This window comes from Lacisediminihabitans changchengi, from assembly GCF_016634425.1.
Taxonomy (GTDB): domain Bacteria; phylum Actinomycetota; class Actinomycetes; order Actinomycetales; family Microbacteriaceae; genus Lacisediminihabitans; species Lacisediminihabitans changchengi.
Genome location: NZ_JAEPES010000005.1, coordinates 70,764 through 90,298, shown reverse-complemented (window position 1 = coordinate 90,298; position 19,535 = coordinate 70,764). Strand labels below are relative to the sequence as shown.

Sequence of the window (19,535 nt, the reverse complement as noted above, 5' to 3'; positions counted from 1 at the left end):
TACGTCCGGCACCGTCTTCCGGCACCCACTTCCGACACCTACGTCCGGCACCCACTTCCGGCACCCACTTCCGAAATGAAGGCAAAACTCGCCGGTCGACGCGTGTCGGCTGTCTTCGTGCGGCGTTTCGCGAGGAAACTCCTTCATTTCGGAAGTGGTCGGAAGGGGTGAGAGTCATTCGGAAGGGGTGAGAGCCACTTCGGAAGGGGTGAGCGGGGCGACGGTACGAATCGCGACTAGAGGAGCGCCGAAACGCGCTCGCGGATTGCCGCCGCGATCGACTCGATGCTGTCGGTGGCGGGCAGCACGAGGAAACGTTCGGGCTCAGCGCCGGCGAGGGCGAGGTAGCCGGCGCGCACGCGGGCGTGAAAGTCGCTCTTCTCCGACTCGAGGCGGTCGAAGCGGGTACGCACCTCATCCAGGCGCTCCCGCCCGATCGCCTCATCGAGGTCGAGCAGGATCGTGAGGTCCGGACGGAAGTCTTCGGTTGCCCAGACCGAGATGCCACGAACCTCGGCAGCATCGAGCACACGACCGGCGCCCTGGTAGGCGACGGACGAGTCGATGTAGCGGTCTTGGACGACGATCTCTCCGCGCTCCACCGCCGGGCGGACCTTAGTGTCGATGTTCTGCGCGCGGTCGGAGGCATAGATCAACGCCTCGGCCCGCGGCGAGATGTGCCCGCGGCTATGCAGCACGATTTCGCGCAGCTCGAGGCCGACATCCGTTCCGCCGGGCTCCCGCGAGCGCACGACGACGTGACCGGATGCCGCCAGCCACTCAGACAGCAACTCCGCCTGGGTGGACTTGCCCGATCCGTCGCCGCCCTCGAAGGTGATGAAGAGGCCGGTCACAATCAGGAGGCCGGAGTCTTCGTCGCCGTCGCTCGCGATGTCGCCGGCTTCTTCGCGGCCGCGGTCTTCGCCGTGGCGGCCTTCGCCGTCGCAGGCTTAGCCGTTGTCGCCTTGGTGGTCGCGGCCTTTGTTGTAGCCGGCTTCTTGGCTGCTGGCTTCTTGGCTGCTGGCTTCTTAGCCGGGGCCTTCTTGGCTGGCGCCTTTTTCACCGTCGGGCCCTTCGCGCGCTTGTCGGCGAGCATCTGCACCGCGCGCTCGAAGTCGATCTCCTCGATCGTCTCCCCCCGCGGGATGGTGACATTGGTGACACCGTCGGTCACGTAGGCACCGAAGCGGCCATCCTTGATCCGGATGGGCTTACCGCTCTCCGGGTCGTTCTCGAACTCCTTCAGAGCACTCGAGGCGCGACGCGCACCGTACTTCGGCTGGGCGTACAGCTCGATCGCCCCGGCAAGATCGATCTCGAAGATCTGATCTTCCTCGGTGAGCGACCGCGTGTCCGCGCCCTTCTTGAGGTACGGGCCGAACTTGCCGTTCTGCGCAAGGATCTCCTCACCAGACTCCGGATCGACTCCGACGACGCGCGGAAGTCCGAGCAGCTTGAGCGCAGTGTCGAGATCGATGGTGGCGAGATCCATGGACTTGAAAATGGATGCCGTGCGCGGCTTCACCGCTGCAGCCTTCTTCGGTGCCGCCTTCTTCTTCACGGGCTTCAGCTCGCCCGTCTTCGGGTCGAGAACCTCCGCGAGAGCCTCCACGGCCACCGGAATCACCTCGGGCTCAGGATCGAGCTCGGTGATGTACGGACCGAATCGGCCGTCTTTGGCCACGACGTTCTTGCCGTTGTCGGGGTTGACGCCGATCACGCGGTCGACCACGACCGGTGCGTCGATGAGCTCGCGCGCCTTGGCGACGGTGAGCTCGTCCGGGGCGAGTTCGGCCGGGATGTTCACCCGACGCGGGGTCGCATCCGGCGCGGCGTTCTCGTCGATGACCTCCAGGTACGGGCCGTACTTGCCGATGCGAAGGGTGATCTCATCATCGAGTGCCACGGAGTTGATGCTCTTCGCGTCAATGTCACCGAGGTTGTCGATGACGTTGCGAAGCCCTCGATGCGACTCGTTGCCGAAGTAGAACCCGTTGAGCCAGCCGACCCGGTCTTCCGACCCCCCGGCGATGCGGTCAAGGTCGTCTTCCATGCCCGCGGTGAAGTCGTACTGCACCAGGTCACCGAAGAACTCCTCGAGCAGACGCACGACGCTGAAGGCGATCCAGTTCGGTACGAGCGCCGTGCCGCGTGGGGTGACGTAGCCGCGATCGATGATCGTCGAGATGATCGAGGCGTAGGTGGACGGGCGCCCGATCCCCAGCTCTTCGAGGGTCTTCACCAGGCTGGCCTCGGTGTACCGCGGCGGAGCGCTGGTCTCGTGGCCCTTCGCCTCGACGTCGGTGACCGAGAGCTTCTGCCCGACCGTCAGCGGCGGCAGCTTGGCTTCGGCCGGCTCGGCCGACTCGTTGCGCTCTTCGTCGCGGCTCTCCTCGTAGGCCTGCATGAACCCGCGGAAGGTGATGACGGTGCCGCTGGCAGCGAACTCGGCGGTCTTGCCGTCGAGCGGCTCGGCCGTGATGACTATAGACGCCGTCGAACCCTTGGCATCGGCCATCTGCGACGCGACGGTGCGCTTCCAGATCAGGTCGTAGAGCTTCCAGTCGTTGCCCCGCAGCGTGCCCTCGAGCTCGCCCGGCGTACGGAAGGTATCGCCGGCCGGACGGATCGCCTCGTGCGCTTCCTGCGCGTTCTTGGACTTCGACGCATAGACGCGCGGCTTGTCGGCGACGCTCTCCTGGCCGTACAGCTTCGCCGCCTGCGACCTCGCTGCCGCCGTCGCCTGCTGCGACAGGTTGAGCGAGTCGGTTCGCATGTAGGTGATGTAGCCGTTCTCGTACAGCCCCTGCGCGACGCTCATGGTCTGCCGGGCGGAGAAGCGCAGCTTGCGCGCCGCTTCCTGCTGCAGCGTTGAGGTACTGAACGGCGCTGCCGGGCGGCGGGTGTACGGCTTCGAGTCCACGCTCGACACGACGATGTTCGCCGAAGGATCCCGCAGCGCGGCTGCCAGGCTCTCCGCGGCCCGCTCATCGAGCGCGACCGCGTCCGGCTTGCCGCCGGTCGCGGCCTTGAGTTGGCCGCGGTCGTCGAAGTCGCGGCCAGTGGCGACGCGAGCACCGTCGAGTCGGCTGAGACGAGCGGAGAATGTGGTGGAGTCAGCGGATGTCGCGAGCAGCGCCGAGATGTCCCAATAGCTGGCGGTAAGGAAGGCCAGCCGCTCGCGCTCACGGTCGACGACGAGTCGAGTCGCAGCGGACTGCACCCGTCCGGCCGAGAGACCGGGGCCGACCTTGCGCCAGAGCACCGGGGAGACCTCGTAGCCATAGAGGCGGTCGAGGATGCGGCGGGTCTCCTGGGCGTCGACCAGGGCTGTGTCGATATCGCGAGTGTTTTCCTGAGCGCGCTGGATCGCTTCCTTCGTGATCTCGTGGAAGACCATCCGCTTCACCGGGACCTTCGGCTTTAGCTCATCGAGCAGGTGCCACGCGATGGCCTCGCCCTCGCGGTCCTCATCAGTTGCGAGGTAGAGCTCGTCGGCGCCCTTGAGCGCGCGCTTCAGCTCGGCGACAGTTTTCTTCTTCTGGTCGGAGACCACGTAGTACGGCGTGAAGCCGTTCTCTACATCGATCGAGAACTTTCCGAGCGAGCCCTTCTTGAGCTCCGGCGGGAGGTTTTTCGGCTCGATGAGGTCGCGGATGTGACCCACCGAGGCCAGCACCTCGTATCCGTCTCCCAAGTACTGGGCAATCGTCTTGGCCTTTGCGGGCGACTCGACTATGACCAGCTTCTTCGTGCCTGGCACCTGACTCCTTGCGTCTGCGGCGAGCGCCGCGTGATCGGATAAACCTCGGCAAGCATAGGCACAGGATTCTGGGTCTCGACGCCGACCGGGCTCATTGTCAAGGCGAGGCCCCGACACGCACACCATACACACAGAAACATCCGACCCGTCTACTTCCCCCCTCCATCGGGACTTCCTGCGGTGGCGCTGGCGGCGATGTGGAACCCGGCGACCAGCGTGCTCACCGACGTCGTCACGATCGTTCCATCGACCTCGCATCGCGCAAGAGCAACGCCGTTTGCGCGGGCGACACGGCCCGCGGCGTCGCAGGGGACGCCCGGGAGAGCACCCGACGCGACGTCCGCCGCCGCCAGCGCAGAGGCATCAGCGGCGCCCGCTGTTTTCTGCAGCGCGGGAAGAGCCGCCAGCAGCGGCGCACACACCCCTGCCAAGCAGAGCATCCCGGCGGTCAACGCCACTGCCAGGATCGAACCCGAGCCGCGGTCATCCGACCACCGGCACCTCATTCGCCACCCGCAAGAGAACAGCTGGTGGCGGAGAGGTTCATGGGCCCCAGGAGACCGAGACCGACGGATGTCCGCGCCACCGCGCAGACCAGATCGCCTCGGTCGTGACGCTCGAGTCGCGCTCCCTCTACCACCTGCCCCACGCGCGTTGCGGCTGCCGCGGAATCGGCACCGCGCGCCATCGTGCGCGCGCCCACCGCCGCCGCGTTCTCGAGCCGCAGCTGCACCGACGCCAGCTGAAACGCGCCGAGGCAGCAGCCCAGCACCACGATCACGGCGGGCACGACGAGGGCAAACTCGGCGGTGACACTGCCCCGCTCACCTCGCGGGGGCCGCTCGCCTCGCGGGGTGCGTCGATTCCTCCGCGGCGAGGCGATGGCCCAGCGAGGGTCACGATGCTGTTTCGCGGGGCTGTCAACCCGCGAAGGTGAGGGCACGATGCACCAGGTCGGTGAGCATGCCGCGCACCTCGTCGCTGCGCAGAATCGCAACGAGAAGGCCGGCAAATCCCACCGCCGCCATCGTCGCGATGGCGTATTCGGCGGTTGCCGCGCCATCATCGCGATCCAGCCTCGTTCGGTTAAGAACTTTCATCAATCGCCTCATGTCCGCTCCTTATTACTAGGGATGTTGTACTGCTCGGTGGTGTCCGTGAGATCGATCGTCCTCGTCTGTCGGGCCCGCTCAGCCCGCGACGACAGATCCGTGGACGGCGCTCACAGACTTCCGACTGTGGAGGACACGACGGAGAGCATCAGCGGCGCTACAGCCAGCAGCATGAACGCCGGCAGGATGCACAGCCCGAGCGGCAACATCAGCGTCACTGCGAGGGTTGCCGCCTTTCGCTCCCCCGCGCTGCGCGCCGAACGTCGTGCCTCATCGGCCCCGCTGCGCAGCAGCATGGCGGCCGGAACCCCGGCGCGCGCCGACAGCGCCAGTACTTCATCGATCGCCGAATCCTCCAGATCGATCGGCAAACCGCTCTCGGCGCGAGCCTTCGCCACGACGGCGAGAGCGCGCGGGATGGATGCCCCGCCCGAGACCGCGATCGCCACGAGATCGAGGGCGAGGCCCGGCACCACGGTGGGCGGCCGCGCGCGACGGATGAGCACCGCGCTCCACCAGCGGGCGACGAGGATGAGGGCTACCCCGATGACCAGACAGACCGCGCCGGGCACACTGCCGACGAGGGTGCCCACCGTGTCGAAGCCGAGCGCGAGTCCGAACAGGATGCCGATCACGGGAAGCACCATCACCAACCGCGTCGTGGCGCGAGGCCCGGCGAGCGCGGTCTGTGCATCGCGCTCGTTCACGCCCAGGTCACGGAGAGATGCGGCGAAACGCTGCAGCGTGGGCGCGAGCGGAGCGCCGGCCTCGGTGGCAACGCGCCAGGCGGCAGCGAGTCCGCGCCAGGCCAGGTCGTCGGCAGCGCCCTTCGACGAGCTCAGCGACCGAGAACCGCGATCCAGCAGCGATTCGGCCACCGACCCGCCGGTGGCCACCGCCTCGGCGATCGCGCGCACGCGGGACGACCGCGATCCGGTCTCCGCGAGATAGCCCCACGCCGAGCCCGGCGCCACTCCGGCCGCGAGCAACACCGCCAGCCTTTCCACGACCTCCGCGAGCTCGTCGAAGGAGGAGCGTTCAGTCATCCGTCACCATCCGAAGTCGGTCTCGGGCGTCGAGCTCGAACCTCCCCACCTGCACCAGGCGTCTGCCCTCCGGTCGACGCTGAAGATGCAGCACGGTGCCGATCGCGCTCACGGTCTGTCGAGCGATCGCGGTGGGGCTCAACCCGGCGAGCGCGCCGAGCGCCTCGAGCCGGGCGGGCACATCGGCCAGCGAATTCGCATGCAGTGTTCCCGCCCCGCCGTCATGTCCGGTGTTGAGCGCCGCCAGCAGTTCGCGAATCTCGGCCCCGCGGCACTCCCCGAGTACGAGTCGGTCGGGGCGCATGCGAAGCGCCTCACGCAGCAATCGCTCCAGACCGATGGAACCGGCTCCCTCGAGATTGGCCTGGCGAGCCTCCAACGACACGAATTGCGGATGCCCCGGCCGCAGTTCAGCGACATCTTCGATAGCGATGATGCGGTCGGTCGGCGATGCACGCCCGAGCAGCGCCGAGAGGAGGGTGGTCTTGCCGCTTCCCCCCGCGCCGGTGATGAGTAGATTCTCCCGTCGCGCGATCATGGCTTCGATCGCGGCGACCGGGACCATCGCGAAAAACCCCGCCGATTCCAGCGCCGCCAGGTCGAGCGCGACGATCCGTGGCAGCCGGATCGAGATGAGCGTGCCGGTCGTGGAGACGGGCGGCAGCACCACGTGCACCCGAACCCCGTCGTGCAACCTCACATCGACACAGGGGTTTGCTTCGTCGATATGTCGCCCGCCCAACGCGATGAGGCGAACAGCGAGCTCGCGCAGCGTCGGTTCGTCCAGGGCAGCGGATGTCGCGCGAACCAACCCTGCGCCGCGATCTGCCCAGAGACGGCCGGGCCCGTTGACGAAGACATCCGTCACCTCGCTGTCGGAGACGAGCTCTCTGAGCTCGGGAAATTCGGCCAGGTCGTCGTCGAAACTGCTGCGACGAGCGCGGGGCGGCTCTGCCCCGGGCCGTACGGCGACGAATCTCTCCACGGCCCGAAACTAGGGGCGCAGAGCAGTCCGGCCCACGATGGGAAGTCGTACGGTGCAATCCTCGGGAGTTGGCGTCGTGTGAGGGAGGGGCCGATTGCCACGTCACCAAAATCAGCCGCGTTAAATGAGAGGGGCGGCGCCTGTTGGGGGGAACCGGCGCCGCCACGGCGACGCGGGATTGGGGGGAATCACTATGCGCCGCCAGCCGAACTCTCGTTCGACGAAAGCCAAGCATACTCCAGGCGCGGCACCGCACAACAGCCGATGTGGGTTTCTCCCAGCTACCCAGGCAACGGGGTGCAACGAGCCCCGGTCTAGGATCACAAAGTACTGCCAACCGTTCGAAGAGGAACATAGATGTCCGCTGATTCCATCGACAATCTGCTGCGCGAAGACCGCCGTTTTCCGCCCAGTGAGAGCTTCGCGGCAGCAGCCGTCGCGACCTCCGCCCTGTACGAATCTGCGGCCACCGACCGGCTCGGGTTCTGGGCGGAGCAGTCACGGAACCTGCTCACCTGGCAGAAGGACTTCACCCAGGTGCTGGACTGGTCAGGCGCCCCCGTCGCGAAGTGGTTCGCCGACGGCGAGCTGAACGTCGCGTACAACTGTCTCGACCGCCACGTCGAGGCCGGACTCGGCGACCGCGTGGCGATCCACTGGGAGGGCGAGCCGGGCGACACCCGCACCATCACCTACGCCCAGCTCACGGCAGACGTGAAGCGCGCCGCGAACATGCTCGAGGCTCTCGGCGTCGGCGACGGCGATACCGTCGCGATCTACCTGCCTAACGTTCCCGAGGCAGTCATCGCGATGCTCGCGGTTGCGCGCATCGGCGCCATCCATTCCGTCGTCTTCGGCGGATTCAGCGCCGAGAGCCTGCGCTCGCGCATCGACGATGCCTCCGCAAAACTCGTCATCACCGCCGACGGGGGCTGGCGCAAGGGCAAGGTCAGCCCGTTGAAGCCCATCGTCGACGGCGCACTTGCGCTCCAGAAGTTCGACGAACATGGCAACGAGACACCGCACACCGTCGAGCACGTGCTCGTGGTTCGCCGCGGCGAGAACGACGTCGACTGGACCGACGGGCGCGACCTGTGGTGGCACGAACAGTTCGCCACGGCAGCGAGCGAACATGAGGCGCGCGCCTTCGAGGCGGAGCATCCGCTGTTCATCCTCTACACGTCGGGCACGACGGGCAAGCCGAAGGGAATCCTGCACACGAGCGGCGGCTACCTCACGCAGGTCGCGTTCACGCACCGCAACATCTTCGACCTCCACCCCGAGAGCGACGTCTTCTGGTGCACCGCCGATGTCGGCTGGATCACCGGTCACAGCTACGTCGTGTACGGCCCGCTGGCCAACGGCACGACGTCGGTGCTCTACGAGGGAACCCCCGATACGCCGCATCCCGGCCGCTGGTTCGAGATCATCGAGAAATACGGCGTCTCCCTCTTCTATACGGCGCCGACAGCCATCCGTTCGTTCATGAAGGTCGGCCGACAGGTCGCGGATGACTTCGACCTGAGCAGCATCCGCGTGCTGGGTAGCGTCGGCGAACCGATCAATCCGGAAGCCTGGATCTGGTATCGGGATGTCGTGGGCGGCGGCAGCGCTCCGATCGTCGACACCTGGTGGCAGACCGAGACCGGCGCCATCATGATCTCCGCGCTGCCGGGCATCACCACTACCAAGCCGGGCTCGGCACAGGTGCCGGTGCCGGGAATCTCGGTGGAGGTGCTCGACGAGCAGGGTGTCACCGTACTTCCGGGCGGCGGCGGGCTTCTCAGCATCACCGAACCGTGGCCGTCGATGCTGCGCGGGATCTGGGGCGACCCGGAGCGCTTTAGAGAGACCTACTGGTCGAAATTCGGCACCAAGTACTTCGCCGGGGATGGCGCTCGGCGCGACGGGGACGGCGACATCTGGCTGCTCGGCCGGGTCGACGATGTGATGAACGTGTCTGGACACCGCCTCTCCACCGCCGAAATCGAGTCGGCGCTGGTGTCGCATCCGATCGTGGCGGAGTCCGCCGTGGTCGGCGCCGCAGACGAGACGACCGGCCAGGCCGTGGTGGCGTTCGTGGTTCTGCGAGCCGAGCACGCCGGAGGGCAGAGCGCGGACGAGGCGAGCGTGACGCTGCGAACGCACGTAGCGCAGTCGATCGGTGCGATCGCCCGTCCCCGCCAGGTCATCATCGTCGAGGAACTCCCGAAGACCCGATCGGGCAAGATCATGCGCCGGCTGTTGCAGGATGTCGCCGAAGGCCGCGCCGTCGGTGACACCACGACCCTCGCCGACACCTCGGTGATGTCGATCATCAGCGCGCAGCTCAGCGGCTAGCCCAACGCGCGGGCGCTACTCGACCAACACCCGCTACGCGAACTCGAGGATCAGCTCCACCTCGACCGGCGAGTCGAGCGGCAGCACCGCGACGCCCACTGCGCTGCGCGCGTGGCGACCGGCGTCACCGAACACCTCGCCGAGCAGTTCTGACGCGCCATTGATCACGCCGGGCTGCCCAGAGAATTCGGGCACCGACGACACGAAACCGACCACTTTGACGACGCGCACGACCCGATCGAGCGACCCGATGACGGATGCCGCCGCAGCGAGCCCGTTCAGCGCGCACTGGCGGGCGAGCTCCTTCGCCTGCTCGGGAGTCACCTCGGCCCCGACCTTGCCGGTCGCGGGCAGCGCCCCATCGACCATGGGCAACTGTCCCGCCGTGAAGACCAGGTTTCCGCTGATCACGGCGGGGACGTAGGCGCCGGCGGGCGGCACGACGGTCGGGAGGGTCAGCCCGAGCTCGGCGAGGCGGGCATCCACCGCGGCCATCAGTCGTCGGCTTTCTGGCGCTTGAGGTAGGCGACGAGTCCGCCCTCGGGGCCGGTGACGACCTGCACCAACTCCCAGCCCTCCGAACCCCAGTTGTTGAGGATGGCGGCCGTGTTGTGCACGATCAACGGGGTGGTGAGGTACTCCCAGGTGGGCATCAATATTCCTTCAGGGTTCGAACAGGGGGGTCGTTTTAGCCTTGATCATATGTCTGTCTCCGCTCAGAAGCCCCCGGGCCTCCTCACTGCGATCCTCGGCTTCGTCGGCCTGAGCGTCGTCGCGGGAGTGCTCGCCACCGCCATGGTCACCCCCGCCGTGGCCGTCACCGGCTCTGTGGCCTCTAACTCGATCGGCATTTTCGACGATCTTCCCGACAGCATCACCATCGGCGATCTACCCGGCCAGAACCAGATCTTCGCGACCCGCGCGGGCCAGCCGGTGAAGATCGCCACGATCTACAAGCAGAACCGCCAGGAGGTCTCCTCCGACCAGATCTCCCCCTATCTCAAGAACGCCGCGATCGACGGTGAAGACCGCCGCTTCCTCACCCACGGCGGCGTCGACGTGCAGTCGGTCGTCCGTGCAGCCCTTGGCAACTTCACCAGCGGTCACACGCAATCCGGCAGCTCCACGCTGGACATGCAGTTGGTGAAGAACCTGCTCGTGCAGCAGGCGCTCGAGATCACGGACCCCAAGAAGCAGAAGGCGGCATACGTCGCCGCCATCGAGGACACCTTCGATCGCAAGCTCAAGGAGATGAAGCTCGCGATCGGCCTCGACCGCAAGTACAGCAAGGAGCAGATCCTCACCGCCTACCTCAACGTGGTCGGTATGGGTGGCGTCACCTACGGCGTCGAGTCCGGCGCTCAGCGCTACTTCAGCACCTCGGCGAACAACCTCACTATCGCCCAGGCGGCAAGCCTGGTGGCGATCGTGCAGCAGCCGAATCTGCAGAACCTCAGCGATCCGAAGCTCTACCCGGCCAACAAGCTGCGCCGGGATCAGATCCTGAACGACATGTACACCGCGAAGCACATCACCAAGGCGGAGCTCGATACCGCCCTGGCCACGCCCATCGCCGACGAGGTCAAGCTCAGCACCGTGGACAACGGATGTCGCGCCGCCAGCGCCGCGCCCACCGCCTGTGACTACGTGTCGAAGATCATCACCTCCGCCCTCGACCCGGCGACGACGCCGAATGCGGCTCCAATCGTCAGCGCGCTCGGCTCGACCGTCGCCGAACGCCGCGCCAACTGGAGCCAGGGCGGCTACAAGATCTACACCAGCATCGACCTTGATCTGCAGGATGTCGCCCAGACCAATCTCGCCAAGTGGACGCCTCCGACGGAGACCCGTTTCGCGCTCGGCGGCGTCGCCGACAGTGTGGAGGCCGGCACCGGCCGCATCCTGGTCATGGCGCAGAACAAGACCTTCGACGATGCGGGCATCGTCGAGGGGTCCGCTCCTGATCCGACCAAGACCGGGCTGAACCTCAGCACCGATCAGCCGTACGGGGGGTCCAACGGTTTCGATACCGGATCGACGTTCAAGATCTTCGACCTGGCGAACTGGCTGCAGAACGGGCACGGTTTGAACGAGGTCGTCAACGGCAACAGCCCGCAGACCTTCCAGAAGCAGAACTTCACGACGTCCTGCGACCCGGGTGTTGCCGGCACCGGCGCGTTCAAGTCGTACAACGACGCGGGCGATCCGGGCGGCTACATGACCGTCAAGTCCGCGCTCATCAACTCGGTCAACAACGCCTTCATGCAGATGGCGCAGAAGCAGGATCTCTGCAGCATCCGTGACACCGCCGACACCATGGGAGCGCACCGCGCCGACTTCAAGTCGTTCAGCGGAGGCAACCTCGAACTCAACCCGACCATGATCATCGGCACCAACGAGCAGGCTCCGCTCACCATCGCGGCTGCTGCTGCGACCATCGGTTCGGGCGGTACGTACTGTGTGCCGGTCATCATAGACAGCATCGTCAGCCCCTCGGGCAAGAAGCTCCCGGGGCAGCAGCAAGACTGCACCCAGGCGCTGACGGCGGATGTCGCTGCCGGCGTCGCGAACGCCATGGTCGGCAGCGAGACCAGTGGTACCAGTCGCCCCGGCAACCCCTTCGACGGCGTCGCCATCGCGGGAAAGACGGGAACGGCGAATACCGCCCACCAGGACTGGGCAGTCGCCACCACGACCAAAGTCGCCACCGCGGTCTGGACCGGCAACATCGACGGCGCCACCACCAGCTTGAAGAAGTTCACCAACCCGATCACCAAGTCGAACTACTACTCCACCTCGCGCTTCGCGATTGTGAAGGCGGTCATGTCGACGGTGAACAAGAACCCGTCACTCAAGGGCGCGAGCTCGTTCCCGACGGTGTCGGCGAAACTCCTGGCGGGTTCCACCGTCAAGGTGCCGGATGTCTCGGGTCAGTCGACCGACGATGCCACCACCCTGTTGCAGAGCCTCGGCTTCAGCGTCACGGTCGGCGCCGCAGAGCCGTCATCCGAGAACAGCGGATCTGTCTCGCGCACCGACCCGGCAGCGGGTACGTCCGTCTCGAGCGGGCAGAGCATCACGATCTTCCCGAGCTCCGGTGATCCGAGCGGCAACGACCAGCAGAACGGGTCGGGACCCGGGAATGCCAACAATGGCGGCGGCGCACCCGGTCAGGGTGGAAACGGCAACGGCAACGGCAACCAAAACCCGAGCAAACCGTGAGTTTTAGCACGAGCGTTATCTGATTCCCAGGTGCAGCCAGCTGGTAGGCCCGTAAACATCGCTTAGCCTGTCTAGTATGTCTGCCCAGAAACTGAAGCCGCTCGGCGCGCTCGGAGCACTCGTCGGCCTCGTCGGGTTCAGCGTCATCGCCGGGGTGCTCGTGACCGCGATGGTCACCCCCGCCCTCGCCGTCACCAGCATGACCGCGCAGTCAGGCATCAGCATCTTCGAGAACCTGCCCGAGAACATCAAGATCGGCCAGCTCTCGCAGCAGAACGAGATCTACGCCAAGCGCGGTGACAATTACGAGCTGCTGGCCAAGGTGTTCAAGCAGAACCGCGAAGAGGTCGGCGCCGACGAGGTCTCGCAGTTCCTCAAGGATGCTGCGGTCGACGGTGAAGACCGTCGCTTCCGCGATCACGGTGGCGTCGACGTCCCGTCCATCGCCCGCGCGGTAGTGAACAACGCATCGAGTTCCAACACGCAGGGAAGCTCGACGCTGGACATGCAGTTGGTCCGCAACATCTTGACCAGCCAGACGCTGGAGATCAGTGACCCGAAAGAGCGGGCGAAGGCCTATAAGGCAGTCACCGATCAAAACGCGTCGAGAAAGCTGCGCGAGATGAAGCTCGCTATCGGACTCGACAAGAAGTACACCAAGGATCAGATCCTGCTCGCGTACCTGAACATCATCAACATGGGCTACAACACCTATGGCGTTCAGGCCGCGGCCCAGCAGTACTTCAACACGAACGCCAAAGACATAACACTGGCCGAGGCCGCAAGCCTCATCGCCATCGTGCAACGGCCGAGCTATCAGAACCTCACCGACCCGAAGTATTACGCGGCGAACAAGCTGCGCCGCGACCAGATTCTCGCGGCGATGCTCGACGAGAAGCACATCACCCAGGCCCAGTACACCGAGGCCGTGAACACGCCGATCGAGTCGTACGTCAAGATCACCCCGCCGTCGAGCGGATGCCGCGCGGTCAGCGTCGCCGGGGCCGGCTTCGCGTGCGACTACGCCCTCAAGGTGATCACGAGCCAACTCGCCGAAAACACTCCGAATGCCGCGCCCGCCGTTAAGGCCATCGGCGCGACCCCAGCAGAGCGTGTCGCGAACTGGGATAAGGGCGGATACAAGGTGTACCTCAGCCTTGACCTCGACCTGCAGCAGGCCGCTCAGGATGCGGTGAATCTCCACACCCCGCCAGACGAGCAGCGCTTCAAACTCGGATCGGCCGCAGTAAGCGTGGAGGTGGGCACCGGGCGCATAGTCAGCATGGCCCTGAACAAGACGTTCGACGATGCGGCGAACGTGCCCGGGGCCCCGGTCGACGTGACCAAAGGCGCGGTCAACTGGGCCACCGACAAGCCCTACGGCGGATCGAACGGCTTCAACACCGGATCGACGTACAAGGTCGTCGACCTGGCCGACTACCTGAGTAACGGTGGATCCCTCGGTGATGTCATCAACGGCACCGGGCCGCAGACTTACAAGCTTTCGAGCTTCAAGTGCAATGGAGCACCATTGTCGGGCAGTCCGTTTACTCTCAACAACGATGGCAAGGCCCGCGAGGGGGTGATGACCGTCAAGAACGCGCTCATGCGCTCCGTCAATAACGCATTCATGAACATGGCTTTGAAACAGGATCTCTGCAGCGGGATCGCCGCAACTGCGAAGAAAATGGGCGCACACCTCGCAGTGATGGACGGTGTGCATGAGTATGGAACCGTTCCGTCAACCATTCTGGGTGTCAATGAGCAGTCGCCTCTGACCGTTGCCGGTTGGGGAGCAACCATTGGCTCGGGTGGCACCTACTGCACTCCGACGATCATCGATAAGGTCGTCGACCCGAAGGGCAAAGAGCAGGCTGGCCAAGCCAAGGATTGCAGCACCGCGATTACCTCCGACGTCGCCGCCGGCGTCGCGAACGCAATGGTCGGCAGCGAGACGGGCGGAACCAGCAAGCCCGGGAACCCGAATGACGGTGTCGCCATCGCAGGAAAGACCGGTACCGCTTCCTTCCTCGAGCACGACTGGACGCTTGCCACCACCACGAAGGTCGCCACGGCGGTGTGGGAAGGTAACTACGACGGAGCCCAGATCAGCCTGAAGAAGTTCACGAACCCGCAGACGCGCGAGAACTACTACTCCAGCAGCCGCTTCGCGATCATCAAGCAGATCATGAAAACCGCGAACACCATGCCGCAGTTCCGGGGCGACAAGTCGTTCCCCGCGGCATCAGATGCCGTGCTGCAGGGCAAGCCCGTGACGGTGCCGAACACCACTGGCCTCACCGCCGACCTGGCGAAGTCACTACTCACGAGCAACAAGTTCGAGGTCGCAGACGGTGGGCCCGAAGCATCCGCTCTCCCGGTCGGCCGCGTCACCCGCACCGACCCGGCCAGCGGCAGCAAGTCGTACAGCGGAGCAACGATCACCTACTTCACCAGCGATGGGTCTCTCGCAACTGCGATGCCGACCGTTGTCGGACAGACCCGTCACGCTGCGCTGCAAGCTCTCAGCGGTGCCGGCATCACGGGCACCGTCAGCATTACCTGGGTAGCTGGCCAGGTGGGCTCGGGCGGCAACATCTGTCAGGTGCGCGAGAGCAATCCCGCCGCGGGGGCGACGATGTCCAAGACCGACGGGGTAACACTGACCGTCTACGGCACACCCGCGGGCGCGGACCCGGGTCCGCTCTGCCCGTAGTAGGGATTTACACGTGAGTTATTCCAGCGGCAAGGTCGTCGCCACGGCCATCGGCGCCGCGGCGACCCTCGGTGCTGGCGCATTCGCCTGGGGTGCGCTGGTCGAACGCAGCCGCTTCACCCTGCGGCGAGAAATCGTGCCGGTGCTAGCACCCGGTGCACGCTCCCTCACGGTGCTTCACCTCTCCGACCTGCACATGGCCCCCTGGCAGCGCGACAAGCAGGAGTGGATCCGCGGTCTTGCCGTGTACGAGCCCGACCTCATCGTGAACACCGGCGACAACCTGGGCCACGAAGACGGTTTGGAGGGCGTGCAGTACGCCCTGGAACCGTTCCGTGGAACTCCCGGAGTGTTCGTGCATGGCTCGAACGATTACCACGGCCCAGTGCTGAAGAATCCATTCACCTACTTCACCGGCCCGTCGAAGAAGCGCCATGCCTCCCCCAACCTCGATACGGCGTCGCTCAATGCGTTCTTCGACGGTCTCGGCTGGCTCGACCTCAACAACACGGCCCGTGCGCTCACCATCAAGGGGTCGAATCTCGAGTTCTTGGGTGTCGGCGACGCCCACATCGGCTGGGATCACCTGGAGCGCCTCCCCGGTGCCATGGATGACCTGCGAGAGAACGTGGGATGGGCGGATGACCCCGGCGCCTCCGATCCCGTCACGATCGGTCTCACGCACGCCCCGTACCGTCGCGTGCTCGACAGTTTCGTCAGCCAAGGCACCGAGCTGATCTTCGCCGGACACACCCACGGCGGACAGGTCTGCGTGCCCGGCTACGGCGCCCTCGTCACCAACTGCGACATCCCGCGCGAGCAGGTTCGCGGCCTCAGCATGTGGCGACACGCCCGCCGCGTCGCGTATCTCGAGGTGTCGGCTGGGCTCGGAACATCCATTTATGCCCCGGTGCGCTTCGCTTCTCCACCCGAAGCGGTGCTACTGACACTTGTCGGTCGAGATTTCAGCTATTCTTGATGAGGCTCGTGTGCAGGTGATGAATCTGCAGACGAAACAATCGGGGTGTGGCGCAGTTTGGTAGCGCGCTTCGTTCGGGACGAAGAGGTCGTGGGTTCAAATCCCGCTACCCCGACAGAGGCTGATTCCGGAAATCAATCAAGAAGATTCTGGATATTCAGCACAAAAGGATCGGAATGGTCGAAAGACCATCCCGATCTTTTTTGTTTTCGCCCGGGCTTCCCCTCACGACCAGGAGCACCGTGACCACCGCAACCGTCGCTCGACCGAACTGGCGCAAAGTCGCGCTCATCGTTCTGCTCGCGCTCATCGGACTGCAGGTCGTTGCCTGGCTCACCGTCTTCATCCTCGGCCAGCTCTCGATCCACATCGCGCTCGGCGTCGTCGGCGGCACCCGACTTCAGATGATCCTGTTCTGGGGCGGGGTTGCCTGTCTGCTCGTGCTGATCGTCGATGCCGGGGCGACCTACGCGCGGGATCATCCGGGGCCGGCATCACGCTGATCGTTCTGACCTCTCTCGTCACCGTCGTACTGGGATACGTGGCATTGTTCGCGATCTCGATCTCCGGGTACCAGACGTACACGCACTTCGCGCTCGCGCGCACCGGCGATACATACACGATCGAATCGACGAAGAACCTCATCGACGGCGGTGGCCCAACCGTTGCCGTCTATTGCAGCCACGGGCCGTTCTTCGATTGGCGGGAACCGGTCGCGGAAGACAGTCTTGGCAGCGGCTGGTCCCCGTTGCGGAAGGCGACTATTACGCCTTGGAGAGAGGCGACACCATCCTGATTCGATACGGCCAGCGCCCCGGCTCCGACAAGGACAGCGAAATGACGTTTACCGCCTCCCGCTAACCTCCGGTTACCGCGTGGTCTCGGAGCCCCGCTCGACGAAAAGGGCGAGCGGCCCAAATGGGCCGCCCGCCCCGTTTACTACTTGCCCGCGGGTGCAGGCTCTCCCGTGGGGATGTTGGAAGGCAGCGGACCAGCGACTGCGGAGAGAGTCGTACCGGCGTCTCCGGCCTCTCCGATGACGACCGGAGCGCCCTTCAGCTCAGTGAGATCGCCGACGGAGGCGATTCCCGGCGCACCCGATACGGCAGCCCCGGTGGAGTGCAACTCCGACGCGTTCGCGATCGATGCTGCTCCGATCGCGCCACCGCTGAGCGCGACGACGAGAGCCCCGCCGATGAGGGACCTCTTGAGGCTAAAGCGCATTGACATGATATTTCCTAACTGACCCGACGGATCACTGTGTTTCGCACCGAAAAATTCGGCTCGCAGATCAGATAACCGTGTCGAGCGTTGCGGGGGCGTAAGCGTTCGACCTTATGTTCTCTTTAGGTCGATGTGTTCGAATGGTTTAGCTGCGCCCTCTCAGCCCGCGAACAATTCGATCGGTGGAAAATGCGTGCCCTCATAGTTGAAGACGAGCCTCTGATGGCGGAATCCATTAAGACGATGCTGGACCGGGCCGCCATAGTCACCGACGTCGTGCACGATGGACTCGCGGCTTTGGCTGCCGTTGACGAGAACGACTACGACGTCATTGTTCTTGACCGGGATCTTCCCGGAATGCACGGCGACGAGGTCTGCCGTCGAATCATCGACGGCGACTCCGCTGTGCGAATCCTCATGTTGACCGCCGCCCGCCGGCTCGACGACAGGATCGCCGGCTTCGAGCTGGGTGCCGACGATTACTTGGCCAAGCCATTCGAGCCGCGAGAACTCGTCGCGCGACTGCGCGCGCTGGAAAGGCGGGCCACCCGGCCCGTACCACCGACGATCGTCTTCGGCGATGTCGTGCTCAATCCATTTCGCCGAGAAGTCACCCGAGCGGGGCATCCGCGGCCGCTGTCGCGCAAAGAATTCGCCGTGTTGGAAGTGTTGATGCGCGCAGAGGGTGGCGTCGTGAGCGCTGAGCAACTCCTTGAACGCGCTTGGGATCGCAACGCGAATCCGTTCACCAACTCGATCAGGGTGACGGTCTCCAATCTGCGCAAAAAGCTCGGGGAGCCGTGGATCGTGAAGACGGTGCCCGGCTTCGGATATCGCATGGAGGAAGGGGGTGCCTAGGCTTCGGCACCGCACGGCCGGCGATGCACAGAGACCCGCCCGATCCATTCGACGGCGGTTCACCCTCGCTACGACGATTTTGCTCGGGTTGGTTGGCGCCGTGATGCTCACGGTCGTCTACCTAGCCATGACGTACCTGCCGAAATATTCATTCCCACAAACCGCTGTGACCAGCACGACACTGGTGCCGGCGGGCCAGCCCATCTCGGTTCAGAGCGCGAAGCCGCTTACCGCGGGGATCGTCGTCTCGAGCACCTCCGACCTCTTGAGCACGCTGCTGATGATCTCCGTGGTGTCGCTGATTTTGTTGGTTGCCGTGGGAGCCGCAGCGAGCTGGGTGCTGATCGGGCGGATGCTGCGGCCACTCACGGCCCTGACCGACGCAGCGACACTCGCGCGGCAGGGCAGCCTGAGCCATCGTGTCAATAGCGTCGGCCGCGATGATGAACTTCATCGGTTGTCGCGGTCGTTCGACGAGATGCTTGAGCAGCTTGAACGCTCGTTTTCGGCCCAGCAGCGTTTCGCCGCCAACGCCTCGCACGAGATTCGAACCCCTCTGGCGACGACCAAAGCATTGCTAGATGTCGCGCGCGAAGGGCAGCACTCCGCCGAGACGACTCTGCTGTTGGATCGGCTGTCAAGCATGAACCAGCGAACCATCCTCATCACCAACGCAATGCTCGACTTGGCCACCATCGGAGAACACTCGTTGGACGTCGCAGAGGTGGATATCCACACCGAAGTCACCCAACAGCTTCAAGACCTCGACGACGAGTTACGCGAGAAAGACATCCGCGTGACCACCGATCTGCACCCCGCCCGCCTTCACGGCGACCCGACCCTTCTGAAATTGATGGTGGGGAACTTGATGCGAAACGCGATCAGGCACAACGTTCAGGGCGGCGACGTCGTCGTCTCAACAGTGAGCGTTGATGGCTTCGTCGAACTCACGATAAGCAATTCGGGCGAGCAGGTCCCTGAGGAGACAATCGAGTTGTTGAGGGAACCGTTCTATCGACAGTACGGCCGCGTGCAGAGTACCGATCGACATTCCGGTCGAGGTCTCGGACTCGCCTTGGCCGCCAGCATCGTCGACGCTCATCGAGGAAAGATAGCGCTTCGCCCCCGCGCGGGTGGGGGCTTAGAGGTCGACGTGTCTCTCCCCGTGTGATCGGGTCGAGTTAGGGGTACTTCCCGGATTCGGTTGAGTGCGCGAAGTGCTGTGGTGTGTGAGGCAACGCTTTCGCTGTCCGTGCGCGCAGACCCCACAATCGCCTGGTCTTCCCGGGA

The 19,535-nt window shown here is 65.0% G+C and carries 17 protein-coding genes, 1 tRNA gene and 1 pseudogene; 9 read left to right on the top strand and 10 right to left on the bottom strand.

The features are described from left to right. Positions 1-236 precede the first annotated feature (236 nt). The 7 genes from tmk to IV501_RS14300 all read right to left on the bottom strand — a co-directional run bounded on the left by tmk (position 237) and on the right by IV501_RS14300 (position 6,906). The gene (gene tmk, locus IV501_RS14330) at positions 237-854 is read right to left on the bottom strand and encodes a dTMP kinase (protein ID WP_372430757.1); all 618 of its coding nucleotides are present in this window, start codon (positions 852-854) and stop codon (positions 237-239) included. 2 nt (positions 855-856) lie between these two features. Continuing rightward, positions 857-3,763: a type I DNA topoisomerase gene (gene topA, locus IV501_RS14325; protein WP_200557052.1), complete on the bottom strand. Its 2,907-nt coding sequence runs from the start codon at positions 3,761-3,763 to the stop codon at positions 857-859. A gap of 149 nt (positions 3,764-3,912) precedes the next feature. Next, the gene (locus IV501_RS14320) at positions 3,913-4,269 is read right to left on the bottom strand and encodes an Rv3654c family TadE-like protein (RefSeq protein ID WP_200557051.1); all 357 of its coding nucleotides are present in this window, start codon (positions 4,267-4,269) and stop codon (positions 3,913-3,915) included. Then, the gene (locus IV501_RS16445; protein WP_200557126.1) at positions 4,266-4,646 is read right to left on the bottom strand and encodes a TadE family protein; all 381 of its coding nucleotides are present in this window, start codon (positions 4,644-4,646) and stop codon (positions 4,266-4,268) included. Before IV501_RS16445 ends, IV501_RS14320 begins: the two co-directional genes overlap by 4 nt. 37 nt (positions 4,647-4,683) lie before the next feature. Further along, a complete protein-coding gene (locus IV501_RS14310; protein WP_200557050.1) occupies positions 4,684-4,875 on the bottom strand; it encodes a DUF4244 domain-containing protein in 192 nt (63 codons plus the stop codon). A 110-nt stretch (positions 4,876-4,985) separates the two neighbouring features. After that, a complete protein-coding gene (locus IV501_RS14305) occupies positions 4,986-5,921 on the bottom strand; it encodes a type II secretion system F family protein (protein WP_200557049.1) in 936 nt (311 codons plus the stop codon). Next, complete coding sequence (locus tag IV501_RS14300; protein WP_200557048.1) at positions 5,914-6,906, bottom strand: TadA family conjugal transfer-associated ATPase; 993 nt, start codon at positions 6,904-6,906, stop codon at positions 5,914-5,916. The genes IV501_RS14305 and IV501_RS14300 overlap by 8 nt, the downstream gene beginning before the upstream one ends. 357 nt (positions 6,907-7,263) lie before the next feature. Here IV501_RS14300 and acs point away from each other — a divergent pair, with 357 nt between their 5' ends. Further along, positions 7,264-9,246 (top strand): acetate--CoA ligase, encoded by a 1,983-nt coding sequence (acs, locus tag IV501_RS14295; RefSeq protein ID WP_200557047.1) that lies wholly within the window; start codon positions 7,264-7,266, stop codon positions 9,244-9,246. Positions 9,247-9,279: 33 nt separating this feature from the next. Here acs and IV501_RS14290 read toward each other — a convergent pair whose 3' ends face one another. Both IV501_RS14290 and sp36 read right to left on the bottom strand, forming a co-directional pair. Next, the gene (locus tag IV501_RS14290) at positions 9,280-9,741 is read right to left on the bottom strand and encodes a RidA family protein (protein ID WP_200557046.1); all 462 of its coding nucleotides are present in this window, start codon (positions 9,739-9,741) and stop codon (positions 9,280-9,282) included. A 17-nt stretch (positions 9,742-9,758) separates the two neighbouring features. Continuing rightward, positions 9,759-9,899: pseudogene (gene sp36, locus IV501_RS14285) on the bottom strand (Sp36 family protein); the annotation flags it as partial. A 49-nt stretch (positions 9,900-9,948) separates the two neighbouring features. Between sp36 and IV501_RS14280 the strand changes: the two are divergent. The 6 genes from IV501_RS14280 to IV501_RS14255 all read left to right on the top strand — a co-directional run bounded on the left by IV501_RS14280 (position 9,949) and on the right by IV501_RS14255 (position 16,959). After that, positions 9,949-12,468, top strand: coding sequence for a transglycosylase domain-containing protein (locus tag IV501_RS14280; protein WP_200557044.1), 2,520 nt, complete (start codon positions 9,949-9,951; stop codon positions 12,466-12,468). A gap of 76 nt (positions 12,469-12,544) precedes the next feature. Next, the gene (locus IV501_RS14275) at positions 12,545-15,184 is read left to right on the top strand and encodes a transglycosylase domain-containing protein (protein WP_200557043.1); all 2,640 of its coding nucleotides are present in this window, start codon (positions 12,545-12,547) and stop codon (positions 15,182-15,184) included. Positions 15,185-15,197: 13 nt separating this feature from the next. Continuing rightward, positions 15,198-16,163, top strand: coding sequence for a metallophosphoesterase (locus IV501_RS14270; protein ID WP_200557042.1), 966 nt, complete (start codon positions 15,198-15,200; stop codon positions 16,161-16,163). 41 nt (positions 16,164-16,204) lie between these two features. Further along, positions 16,205-16,278, top strand: a tRNA-Pro gene (locus IV501_RS14265). 127 nt (positions 16,279-16,405) lie between these two features. Beyond that, complete coding sequence (locus tag IV501_RS14260; RefSeq protein WP_200557041.1) at positions 16,406-16,666, top strand: hypothetical protein; 261 nt, start codon at positions 16,406-16,408, stop codon at positions 16,664-16,666. Positions 16,667-16,704: 38 nt separating this feature from the next. Continuing rightward, positions 16,705-16,959 carry a hypothetical protein gene (locus IV501_RS14255; RefSeq protein ID WP_200557040.1) on the top strand — a complete coding sequence of 85 codons (255 nt, stop codon included), beginning with the start codon at positions 16,705-16,707 and terminating at the stop codon, positions 16,957-16,959. Positions 16,960-17,102: 143 nt separating this feature from the next. Here the strand turns inward: IV501_RS14255 and IV501_RS14250 are convergent, their stop codons facing one another. Continuing rightward, entirely contained in the window at positions 17,103-17,393 is a 291-nt protein-coding gene (locus IV501_RS14250) for a hypothetical protein (RefSeq protein ID WP_200557039.1), read from the bottom strand. 183 nt (positions 17,394-17,576) lie between these two features. Here IV501_RS14250 and IV501_RS14245 point away from each other — a divergent pair, with 183 nt between their 5' ends. Both IV501_RS14245 and IV501_RS14240 read left to right on the top strand, forming a co-directional pair. Then, positions 17,577-18,245, top strand: coding sequence for a response regulator transcription factor (locus IV501_RS14245; protein WP_200557038.1), 669 nt, complete (start codon positions 17,577-17,579; stop codon positions 18,243-18,245). Positions 18,246-18,348: 103 nt separating this feature from the next. Next, complete coding sequence (locus IV501_RS14240) at positions 18,349-19,416, top strand: sensor histidine kinase (protein ID WP_234698648.1); 1,068 nt, start codon at positions 18,349-18,351, stop codon at positions 19,414-19,416. The last annotated feature ends 119 nt before the right edge of the window (positions 19,417-19,535 follow it).